At 60.0% G+C, this 11,509-nt stretch carries 8 protein-coding genes; 4 read left to right on the top strand and 4 right to left on the bottom strand.

Annotation, left to right across the window (positions count from 1 at the left end; translation table 11 throughout):
* Nucleotides 1-83: 83 nt before the first annotated feature.
* Together ALO64_RS13980 and ompR are read right to left on the bottom strand one after the other, a co-directional pair.
* Entirely contained in the window at nucleotides 84-1,394 is a 1,311-nt protein-coding gene (locus tag ALO64_RS13980; RefSeq protein ID WP_004655259.1) for an ATP-binding protein, read from the bottom strand.
* 163 nt (nucleotides 1,395-1,557) lie between these two features.
* A complete protein-coding gene (gene ompR, locus ALO64_RS13985; protein ID WP_002555676.1) occupies nucleotides 1,558-2,298 on the bottom strand; it encodes an osmolarity response regulator transcription factor OmpR in 741 nt (246 codons plus the stop codon).
* A gap of 299 nt (nucleotides 2,299-2,597) precedes the next feature.
* On the opposite strand from ompR, the gene ALO64_RS13990 reads away from it, so the two are divergent.
* The 3 genes from ALO64_RS13990 (at nucleotide 2,598) to gshA (ending at nucleotide 7,137) form a co-directional block, all read left to right on the top strand.
* On the top strand, nucleotides 2,598-4,919 hold the full coding sequence (locus tag ALO64_RS13990) for a Tex family protein (protein WP_044345115.1): 2,322 nt from the start codon (nucleotides 2,598-2,600) through the stop codon (nucleotides 4,917-4,919).
* A complete protein-coding gene (locus ALO64_RS13995) occupies nucleotides 4,919-5,302 on the top strand; it encodes a PaaI family thioesterase (protein WP_044345116.1) in 384 nt (127 codons plus the stop codon). The genes ALO64_RS13990 and ALO64_RS13995 overlap by 1 nt, the downstream gene beginning before the upstream one ends.
* 242 nt (nucleotides 5,303-5,544) lie before the next feature.
* Nucleotides 5,545-7,137, top strand: coding sequence for a glutamate--cysteine ligase (gene gshA / locus ALO64_RS14000; RefSeq protein WP_044323848.1), 1,593 nt, complete (start codon nucleotides 5,545-5,547; stop codon nucleotides 7,135-7,137).
* Nucleotides 7,138-7,279: 142 nt separating this feature from the next.
* Here the strand turns inward: gshA and argA are convergent, their stop codons facing one another.
* Both argA and argE read right to left on the bottom strand, forming a co-directional pair.
* Nucleotides 7,280-8,578, bottom strand: coding sequence for an amino-acid N-acetyltransferase (gene argA, locus ALO64_RS14005; RefSeq protein ID WP_044345117.1), 1,299 nt, complete (start codon nucleotides 8,576-8,578; stop codon nucleotides 7,280-7,282).
* 126 nt (nucleotides 8,579-8,704) lie between these two features.
* The gene (argE, locus tag ALO64_RS14010; RefSeq protein ID WP_044345118.1) at nucleotides 8,705-9,853 is read right to left on the bottom strand and encodes an acetylornithine deacetylase; all 1,149 of its coding nucleotides are present in this window, start codon (nucleotides 9,851-9,853) and stop codon (nucleotides 8,705-8,707) included.
* Between the two features lie 163 nt (nucleotides 9,854-10,016).
* Here argE and ALO64_RS14015 point away from each other — a divergent pair, with 163 nt between their 5' ends.
* On the top strand, nucleotides 10,017-11,384 hold the full coding sequence (locus tag ALO64_RS14015; RefSeq protein WP_044345119.1) for a CYTH domain-containing protein: 1,368 nt from the start codon (nucleotides 10,017-10,019) through the stop codon (nucleotides 11,382-11,384).
* Nucleotides 11,385-11,509: the final 125 nt, after the last annotated feature.

The raw sequence follows: 11,509 nt of genomic DNA on the forward strand, positions 1-11,509 counted from the left end.
CAAAAAAACTGATACTCCCATGCGTCGACCTGTCGAACATCCTCCATGACCCGCACGGCGCTTTATTCCCTTTACGATTCTTTCTAGATAGCATCCCTCGGCAGCATCAGCCCTAAAGGCAGACGCACTCGCGCCTCCAGGCCTCCCCCCGAACGATTTCTCAACTCGACGTTGCCGCCGTGCATGGCAGCGATGCGCTTGACGATAGCCAGCCCCAGGCCGGTCCCCTTGCCACTGCGGGCGCGATCACCGCGAATGAACGGGTTGAAGATGGTATCAAGCTCGGATGGATCGATACCTGCGCCTCTGTCCAGTACGCTCAACACTACGTACGGCGCATTTCTGTCACCGGATACATAAGCGGCCACTTCGATACCGTTACCGGCATGATGCCTGGCGTTGCCGATAAGGTTGGTCAGCAGACGCTTCATCGATACGCGCCTCAGCGGGAAGGGCGGGATCGGTTCCAGACACAGACGGATGCTATCTTCATCGTTATTGAAGGGTGCAACCACGTCGCGCACCAGATGCCCCAGATCGACTTCTTCAATCTCTTCGTCACGCCCATCGCGAATGAACGCCAGGAACTGGTCAAGAATGGCATCCATGTCCTCGATATCCCGCACCATGCCTTCGGAGAACTCATTGTCGTTCATCAGTTCCAGAGACAGGCGCAGACGCGTCAGTGGTGTACGCAAGTCATGGGAGACGCCAGCCAGCATCAGTTCGCGCTCCTGCCCTGCCTGCTCGACGTCTTCGGCCATCTGATTGAAGGCCCGATAGACTTCGGTCATCTCACTGGGTGTGTCACTGACCGGCAAGCGTACGCTGCGCCCCTGCCCCAACTGTCGAGCCGCAAAGACCAGACGCTTGAGCGGCTGATTCAATTGACGCACAAAAATCCACGCCGACGCTGTGGAGAGCAACCCGATGGCCAGGAACCAGCCCAGCACACTCCAGATTTTCTGGCCGCGTAACGGGTGCGGATAAAGCGGTACTTTCAGCCAGCCATCCCCAAGGCTCGGCGCCCTGACCCAGAGCGCGGGCGGTGCGTGCACACGCAGACGCACTTCCGTATCGGCACCCAGCTCGGCCTGCATCTGCCGCTGGTAGATCTCACTGTACGGCCAGTGCTGCTCACCTTCCGGCACGCCACCGCCCACGACCCGAATCAGACCGGCCGCTTCGGCAATTGCCTCACGATCGTTTTCATCGGCAGCCCAATACGCGCGCAGCGTCAGCGCAACGCCGTGGCTGTACTGCCTGTCGACCAGCACGTCTTCGTTCATCAGCAGATAAACCAGCGTCAGGGCCTTGGAAAACAGCACGACGATGAGCACCAGCCAGAGCGTGCGAGAGAAAAAGCTTTGCGGAAACCAGAGCGGAGTCTTCATAACTGCAGCCATACACTTTGCAAGGCGAGCGAGGCTCGCAGGTTTGCCGAACGCGGGCCGGACCCGATGGACGAACGCAAAAAACCAGTACGCCGATAACCTTGAAAGAGATTATCGACGTAACTGGCGGGAATGACGGACTTCTGTGCTGACAACCGGCTTATCAGCGATTACCGGCACCATCCGGAACGAATACATAGCCTACGCCCCAGACGGTCTGGATATACCGGGGCTTGGAAGGATCCGGCTCGATCAGGCGACGCAGACGGGAGATCTGTACGTCGATGGATCGCTCCAGCGCATCCCACTCCCGGCCGCGGGCCAGGTTCATCAGTTTGTCACGGGTCAGCGGCTCGCGAGCGTGCATGACCAGAGCCTTGAGTACCGCGAATTCACCCGTGGTCAGCATATGCACCACGTCGCCACGCTTGAGTTCGCGGGTTGCCAGGGACAGCTCGTAGTCGCCGAAACTGACCGACTCGTCTTCACTGCCGGGCGCGCCGGGTACAGGCGCAGCCTGACGACGCAGAACAGCCTTGACCCGCGCCATCAACTCGTCCGGGTTGAACGGCTTGGCCAGGTAATCGTCAGCACCCAGTTCGAGCCCCTTGATGCGGCTCAGCTCATCGCCCTTGGCGGTCAGCATGATGATCGGCACCTGATTGTTCGCGGCTCGCAGACGACGGCAGGCTGAAAGGCCGTCTTCTCCGGGCAGCATCAAGTCCAGCACCACAAGGTTGAACACCTCGCGGGCCAATAGTCGGTCCATTTGCTCCACGTTTGCCACGGCGCGGGCCCGGTAGCCCTTGCTGGTGAAAAAACGCTCCAGGAGACTGCTCAGCCCCGGATCGTCATCGACAATAAGGATTTTTTCGCCTTCAGCATTTTGTGCGGTGCTGCTCATCGGATGCTCCTCTGATCTCGGGGCGCATTATGGCGTAGCTGCGGTGATGCGCACCTTGTGCATTGTTAGCAGATTTTACTGAAGGCGGCACTTGTGCAGGCTTTTTCGCCGAAAAAAGACCACATTTGTCGGTCGATCCCCTAATCCGCCTTCGCCGGGTATAATGCGCCGCCCTCAAAGTCAGGCAACGCTGGCCTTGTGGCGGTTCGCCAGCGCTGAAAATAAATGCTGGCGGCCGATATTCAGGCAAGGCAACTCGTACATAGCCCAGTTTTTTGCTCACAACTCCAGGTGGTCTTATGGACAGCATCAACAGCCGCATCGCCGAAGAACTCGGCGTACGCCCACAACAGGTCGCAGCGGCCGTAGCACTACTGGATGAAGGCTCGACCGTGCCCTTCATTTCCCGCTACCGCAAGGAAGTGACCGGCAGTCTTGATGACACGCAATTGCGCCATCTGGAAGAACGCCTGCGCTATCTGCGTGAGCTGGATGACCGGCGTGTCAGCATTCTTACCAGCATTGAAGAGCAAGGCAAGCTGACCCCGGAGCTGGCTCGCGACATCAAGCTGGCCGACACCAAGACCCGCCTTGAAGATTTGTACCTGCCTTATAAGCAGAAACGTCGCACCAAGGGCCAGATCGCCCTTGAAGCCGGCCTGGGCGAGCTGGCCGACGGCCTGTTCAACAACCCGAGCCTGACCCCGGACGCCGAAGCAGCCCGTTTTGTCGACGCCGAGAAAGGCGTGGTCGATGTCAAAGCTGCGCTGGAAGGCGCCAAGTACATCCTGATGGAGCGCTTCGCCGAAGACGCATCGTTGCTCGACAAGCTGCGCAGCTTCCTCAAACAGGAAGCAGTAATCAGCGCACGCGTGGTGCCGGGCAAGGAAGAGGAAGGTGCCAAGTTCCGCGATTATTTCGAACACGACGAGCCGCTCAAGAGCATGCCTTCGCACCGTGCACTGGCGATTTTCCGCGGCCGCAACGAAGGTTTTCTCAGCTCCGCACTGAAAGTCGGTGAAGAACTGCCGGGTGCCATGCACCCTTGCGAACTGATGATCGGTGAACGCTTCGGCATCCAGAACCAGAACCGCCCCGCAGACAAATGGCTGGCAGAGGTGGTGCGCTGGACCTGGAAGGTCAAGTTGTACAGCCACCTGGAAACCGACCTGCTGGGCGAGCTGCGCGACGGCGCGGAGACCGAAGCCATCAACGTTTTCGCCCATAACCTGCACGACCTGCTGCTCGCCGCCCCGGCTGGCCAGCGCGCCACACTGGGTCTGGACCCGGGCCTGCGCACCGGCTGCAAGGTCGCTGTGGTGGACGCAACCGGCAAGCTGCTCGACTACGCGACCGTTTACCCGCATGTGCCGAAGAACCAGTGGGATCAGACCATTGCCGTGCTGGCTGCCCTGTGCGCCAAGCACTCGGTCGACCTGATCGCTATCGGCAACGGCACCGCCAGCCGCGAAACCGACAAGCTGGCCGCCGACCTGATCAAAAAATACCCAGGTCTGAAAATGACCAAGGTCATGGTTTCCGAAGCAGGCGCATCGGTTTATTCCGCGTCGGAACTGGCCGCCAAGGAATTCCCGGACCTCGACGTATCGATCCGTGGCGCGGTCTCCATCGCCCGTCGCTTGCAGGACCCGCTCGCCGAGCTGGTGAAAATCGATCCCAAGTCCATTGGTGTCGGTCAGTATCAGCATGACGTCTCGCAGCTCAAACTGGCGCGCGGCCTGGACGCGGTGGTTGAAGACTGCGTGAACGCTGTTGGCGTGGACGTGAACACCGCTTCGGTGGCGTTGCTGGCGCGGATTTCCGGCCTTAACACCACACTGGCGCAGAACATCGTTGCGCATCGCGATGAAAACGGCGCGTTCAAGACGCGTGCAGCGCTGAAGAAAGTCAGTCGTCTGGGCGAAAAGACCTTTGAGCAGGCCGCAGGCTTCCTGCGCGTGATGACCGGTGACAACCCCTTGGACTCTTCTGCCGTTCACCCGGAAGCCTATCCACTGGTGCAGCGTATTGCGGCGGAAACCGACCGCGATATTCGCTCGCTGATTGGCGATGCGAGCTTTCTCAAACGCCTGGACCCGAAGAAGTTCACCGACGAGACCTTTGGTCTGCCGACCGTGACCGACATTCTGCAGGAACTCGAAAAACCGGGTCGCGACCCGCGTCCGGAGTTCAAGACGGCAGAGTTTCAGGACGGTGTCGAAGAACTCAAGGACCTGCAACCGGGCATGATTCTCGAAGGCGTGGTCACCAACGTCACCAATTTCGGTGCGTTCGTCGATATCCGCGTGCATCAGGACGGTCTGGTACACATCTCGGCATTGTCCGAGAAGTTCATCAAGGACCCGCGTGAAGCGGTCAAGGCCGGTGATGTGGTGAAAGTGAAGGTCATGGAAGTCGACATTCCGCGCAAACGCGTCGGCCTGTCGATGCGCATGAGCGACACGCCCGGCGAGAAGGTCGACGGCGCACGCGGTGCCCGTCCAGGTTCTTCGCCTCGCCAGCAGAACAGCGCCCCACGCAAGGAAACCCCTGCACCCGCGCCCATCAACAACGCAATGGCTTCGCTGTTTGCCAATGCCAAGCAGTTGAAGAAGCGCTGATGGATATTCCTGAAGATCTGACCCAAAGTGCCTACTTCAAGATGCTCGGCTGCGAACTGCGGCGTCTGGACGAGGGCGTGGCGGAGGTTGCGTTGCCGCTGGAGGCGCATCTGCGCAATCGCGGCAACGTGATGCACGGCGGGGCAATCTTCAGTCTGGTCGATATCGCCATGGGGCTGGCCTGCTCCAGCTCCCACGGTTTCGACCAGCGCAGTGTCACCATCGAGTGCAAGATCAACTACGTGCGCGGCGTCTCCGAGGGAGAAGTCCTGTGCATCGCCAAGGTGCTGCACGTGGGTCGCCGCACGCTGGTGGTCGAGGCTGAAGTCGTTCAGGGCGACAAACTCGTCGCCAAAGCCCAGGGCACATTCGCAGTCATCTAGACTGCGATAAAGGCTGATGAAAGCAATCACTGTGAACAGAACCTAGCCGTATCGACATCATTTAGGTTAATTTCGGCACCATTAGCGTGGTGCCGAGTCCATTTGGGTGGTACGACATAGAGCAGTGATTGTGAACAGGCGCTACAGACCAACCAGGCGACTACGCCAGTTCCTTTCTTCACCCTTGTAGACCGTCAAGTCCACCCCCATATCGGGGCGACCGATGCGTGAAGGATTACACCTTGAGCGAACTTTTAAACCGTCGTCTTGCATTGCTCGGCGAGCGCAACAACCTCTCTCTGCTGGAGCAGTGCCTGCACGGTATCGAGCGCGAGTGCCTGCGCGTTACCGCAACCGCAGAACTGGCACAGACGCCTCACCCGCAAGCTCTGGGTGCTGCACTGACCAACGGTCAGGTCACGACCGACTATTCCGAATCGCTGCTGGAGTTCATCACGCCTGCGCTGAAGAACCCGGCCGAGACCATCGATAGCCTGGACAAGATCCATCGCTTCGCCTACAGCAAGCTGGGCGACGAGTTGCTCTGGAGCCCGTCGATGCCATGCCCGCTGCCCGATGAAGAGCACATACCGATTGCCTATTACGGCACGTCGAACATCGGCAAGCTCAAATACGTGTACCGCAAAGGCCTGGCGCTGCGCTATGGCAAGACCATGCAGTGCATCGCTGGCATTCATTACAATTTCTCGTTGCCGGAAGACGCCTGGGCGCTGCTCAAGCAGACCGAAGACTTCGCTGGCGACGCGCGCGACTACCAATCGCATTCCTACATCGCGCTGATCCGCAACTTCCGCCGCTACAGCTGGCTGCTGATGTACCTGTTCGGTGCTTCACCAGCGCTGGATGCGGGCTTCCTGCGCGGCCGCAAACATCAGTTGGAACAACATTTCGACGCCGACACACTGTATCTGCCGTACGCCACCAGCCTGCGTATGAGCGATCTGGGCTATCAAAGCGACGCCCAGGCCGACCTGACCCCTTGCTATAACGACTTGGTCAGCTACACCGACAGCCTGCGCAAGGCCGTGGCCACGCCTTATAAGCCTTACGTCGATGTCGGCACTCATGACCAGAACGGCGAGTGGGTTCAGCTGAACACCAACGTGTTGCAGATCGAGAACGAGTACTACTCCAACATTCGCCCCAAGCGTGTGACCTATAGCGGCGAGCGCCCTATTCAGGCGCTTGTGGCCCGTGGTGTGCAGTACGTTGAAGTGCGCTGCCTGGACATCAACCCGTTCCTGCCTACCGGCATCAGCCTGGAGCAATCACGCTTCATCGATGCGTTCGTGCTGTACTGCGCGCTTGAGGAAAGCCAGCAACTGGCAAGCCATGAGTGTTCCAATGCAAGCTCGAACTTCCTGGCAGTGGTCAAGGAAGGTCGCCGTCCGGGCCTGAGCCTGCAGCGCAACAACAGCCCTGTTGATCTCAAGACCTGGGCAACCGAGCTGCTGGAAAAAATCACACCGATTGCCCGACTGCTGGATCAGGCCCAGGGCATCGATGAGCATATCAAGTCGATTGCCGTGCAACAGGCAAAGATCGACGATGCGTCGCTTACACCTTCCGCCCAGGTGCTGGCCAGCATGAAAGCGCATAACGAGGGCTTTACCGCTTTCTCTTTGCGCCAGAGTCAGGCACACGCCGAATACTTCCGCACTCACCCGCTGAGCGCTCAGGAACAGGCAGACTTCGAAGCCCAGGCCAAAACCTCGATCGAAGAACAGGCCGAGCTGGAAGCGACCGAGGAAGTGGTGGATTTCGACACATTCGTGGGGTCGTACCAGGCGAGCATTCTGTCGATCAGCAACTGATACGGGCAATTAATGTGGGCGTGAGCCGACTCACGAAAGGGACGGTTCAAACGCCCCTTTCCGGGGGCTTGTACCAGCCTCTTCGTGAGCAAGCTCACTCCCACAAAATATAGCCAAGAGTGCTCTGCGTCCGCCCCCAGGCTTATATCGCCTTTTCGAAGATCTTCGAATTACGCTGGTAGTTGTACAGCGACGCGCGGGCGCTTGGCAGGCGGTCGACGCTGCTGGGCTCGAAGCCACGCTCACGGAACCAGTGCGCGGTACGGGTGGTAAGGACGAACAGGGTCTTGATACCCAGCGCTCTGGCGCGGTTTTCAATGCGCTCCAGCAACTCGTCCCCGCGCCCACCGTGGCGATATTCCGGATTGACGGCCAGACATGCCAATTCGCCTGACTCCGAGTCCGCAATCAGGTACAGCGCCGCGCAGGCAATGATCAGCCCTTCTCGCTCGACCACGCTGAACTGAGTGATCTCGCGCTCCAGCACTTCGCGGGAACGACGTACCAGAATGCCCTGCTCTTCCAGCGGCGTGATCAGGTCCATCAAGCCGCCGACATCCTCAATGGCCGCTTCGCGCACCAGCTCAAACTGCTCCTGCGCAACCAGCGTACCGCCGCCGTCGCGGGTGAACAGCTCGGTCAGCAGTGCGCCATTCTCGGCATAGCTGACGATATGGCTGCGCGCCACACCACCGCGGCAGGCCTCGGCCGCTGCATCGAGCAATTCAGCCTGATAGTTGGCACCCAGACGCTGCAAGTGCGCAGGTACCTGTTGCGGACGCAGCTCGCGCACCAGTCGGCCCTGCTCGTCCAGCAACCCGGTTTCGGCACCGAACAGCAGCAGTTTGTCGGCAGCCAGATCAATGGCCGCACGCGTGGCAACGTCTTCACAGGCCAGATTGAAAATCTCGCCGGTCGGTGAATAACCCAGCGGCGACAGCAGCACGATATGACGCTCATCCAGCAGGCGATTGATGCCCTTGCGGTCAACCCGACGCACTTCGCCGGTGTGCTGATAATCGACACCTTCCAGCACGCCGATAGGCCGCGCAGTTACCACGTTGCCACTGGTCACCCGCAGCCGCGAGCCCTGCATCGGTGAAGCAGCCATGTCCATCGACAGGCGCGCCTCGATCGAGATGCGTAGCTGACCCACAGCATCGATCACGCACTCCAGCGTCTCGGTATCGGTGATGCGCATGTCGCGATGGTAACGCGGCGTAATGCCGCGCTGGGCCAGGCGGCTTTCGATCTGTGGACGCGAGCCGTGCACCAGCACCAGACGCACGCCCAGGCTGTGCAGCAGCACCAGGTCGTGGACGATATTGCCGAAGTTAGGGTGCGCAACGCCGTCGCCGGGCAGCATGACGACGAAAGTGCAATCACGGTGAGCATTGATGTACGGAGACGCGTGGCGAAGCCAGTTGACGTATTCGGGCATGACAACAAGAGCCTGTAGAGAAAATGGACGAAGAGAAAAAGCACGCACAACGGTGTGGTGGTTATCGTCGGAACAGGCTTGGCAACACGCGCAATCTCCTTTTATTCAACGTTGGTAGTACCGGGCTCACTGGGGAGTCAGGCAGTGATGTTCGATCAATTGACGTAACAGACGCACTGTAGGGTCCAGACGTGACATTTCGAGGTATTCCCCCGGCTGATGCGCGCAGGCGATATCGCCCGGGCCGAGCACCAGCGTTTCACAGCCAAGGCGCTGAAGATAAGGCGCTTCGGTGCCGAATGCTACTGCTGCAGCCGTATGACCGGTCAGTCGTTCAGCAACGCGCACAAGTTCAGCGTCAGCAGCCTGTTCGAAGGGTGCACACTCGGGGAACAGCGGAGCATAGTCGATCTTTACCTGGTGCAGCTCGGCCAGCGGCTCAAGCTTGTGGCGAATGGCTGCCCGCAGCACCTCAGGGTCCATGCCCGGCAATGGGCGCAGGTCAAATTCCAGCGAGCACTGGCCACAAATCCGGTTCGGGTTATCGCCACCATGAATGCAGCCCAGGTTCAGGGTCGGTTGCGGCACAGCGAACTGCGGGTTGCGGTATTGCACCTGCCATTGCGTACGCAGGCCCTTGAGTTCGCTGATCGCGTCGTGCATGGCCTCCAGCGCGCTGTGGCCAAGGCTGGGGTCTGAAGAATGGCCGCTGCGCCCGAGGATATGGATGCGCTCCATCATTACGCCTTTGTGCAGGCGAATCGGCTTGAGCCCGGTCGGCTCTCCGATAACTGCTGCGCGGCCCAGCGGACGTCCGGCCTCTGCCAGTGCGCGAGCCCCGGCCATCGAGCTTTCTTCATCGCAGGTGGCGAGGATCAGCAGCGGCTGTTTGAACGGTTGACCAATAAGCCCACGCACCGCCTCGATGATCAGCGCAAAGAAGCCCTTCATGTCGCAGCTGCCCAGCCCGACCCAGCGGCCATCGACTTCGGTGAGCTTCAACGGGTCGGTTTTCCACAGCGCCTCGTCGAAAGGTACGGTGTCGCTGTGGCCCGCCAGCACCAGGCCGCCCGGACCTGTGCCATAAGTTGCCAGCAGATTGAACTTGCCGGGGGAAACCTGCTGGATGTCGCAGGCAAAACCCAGATCCCCGAGCCATCCGGCGAGCAGATCGATGACAGGCCGGTTGGTCTGGTCCAGAGAAGGCTGCGTGCAGCTCACCGATGGCGCAGCGATCAAGGCGGCGAACTGGTCTTTCATGGACGGCAACGGCATGGGCGCTTCCTGTAATCAAGACGAAACACGGCCCATCATAGGGCCATAGCAACCCAGGAATAAACCGTTTCGGGCCATGTCCTGTACACTGACGGCCTTAGCAGCCGTTCAGTCATGGGCTGCTCTCCCGTTTATCAGTATCAGCGTTTGGATTCCCCCGGCCATGCAAAAAGAAACAGAAATCAAACTCCGCGTCAGCCGCGAGACCCTCGCTGCACTGCGCGAACACCCGTTGCTCAAGAAGCGCAACAAGAGTGGCTGGGAGCGCCTTGAACTGTCGAACCAGTATTTCGATACCCCAGAGGGCGAGCTGGCACAGGCCAAAGTCGCCCTGCGCATCCGTCGCGATGGCGATCAGATCATCCAGACCATGAAGACGCGCGGGCAAAGTGTTGCCGGCCTGTCCGAGCGCAATGAATACAACTGGGACCTGAGTAAAGCCAAGCTCGACCTGAAAAAGCTCGAAGGCGATTGCTGGCCCGAGCAACTGGCCGGGCTGGACAAGAAAACCATCAAGCCGTTGTTCACCACCGATTTCATCCGTGAAAAGGCCGAAATTGCCTGGGGTCGTGGCAAGGCCAAAGTGGTGATCGAAGCCGCGCTGGACCTGGGCCAGGTGGTTGCAGGCAAGCAAAAGGAAGAAATCTGCGAGCTGGAGCTTGAACTGCGCGAAGGCGAACCTGCCGCGCTGCTGGAACTGGCCGCCGAGCTGGCTGCAACGCTGCCGTTGATGCCGTGCGATATCAGCAAGGCAGAGCGCGGTTATCGCCTGCTTGATGCCAGCAGCTACTCGCTGAGCCTGCACGCTCCCGCTCTGCACGCAGAAACGCCGCTGGACGAAGCCTACTCCGCGCTGGCCTGGCATCTGCTGGGCAGCAGCCAGCGTCTGGCCGAGCAATACCGTTTCAACGGCCACTGGCGTCTGCTGCAGGACTGGGTCGAGATGCTCGCCGAGTTGCGTGCCCTGACCAGCAGCCTTGGCCAGGCCGCCCCACGGGCCTCGACCGCGCAACTGCGTACCTCGCTGGACGCCTTGCTGGAAGACTGGCGCCCGCTGGTTCAGGCCGGGCAGGAAGATGCCGATGTACGCGGTGCCGCCCACGAGCAGTTTCTGGAAGAGTTGCAGGACACCCGCTGGGGCGAGTTCTCGCTGAACACTTCGCGTTGGTTGCTGGCGCGCAGCTGGACCACAGAGCGCAATACCCGTGGCAATCGTCAGGGCGCTGCGCTGTTGAGCAGCTGGCTGCCACGCCTGCTGGGTGAAGAAGCGACGTCGCTGCAACTGAGCCGCTATCAGCAGCAGCCAGAAGACCTGGCCGAACAACTACCGCGCATCGAGCGCATTCAGGCCTGGCTGCACTGGGCACGCGGCGCACTGGAGCTGCCGGAGCTGGACCGCCTGTACGGCGAACTACGCAAGCTGGAAGAACTGGCCAATATGGACATCAGCGATGAAGTCCTTGATGCACGCGTGCAACAGGCAATCACCGTATTCCAGAGCCGCGCGTGGAAAACCCTGTTGCGTTTGTAACGGCTGGATTTCGTGGCGTTGATTATCGTCCCCACGCTCCGCGTCCGATCTTGAACATGTGGTGCGGCGCAAATTTGTGACGCAGAGCGTCACGAACTGCATGCCAACGCGGAGCATTGGCACGA

It is taken from the genome of Pseudomonas meliae, assembly GCF_001400515.1.
GTDB classification, from domain to species: Bacteria; Pseudomonadota; Gammaproteobacteria; order Pseudomonadales; family Pseudomonadaceae; genus Aquipseudomonas; species Aquipseudomonas amygdali.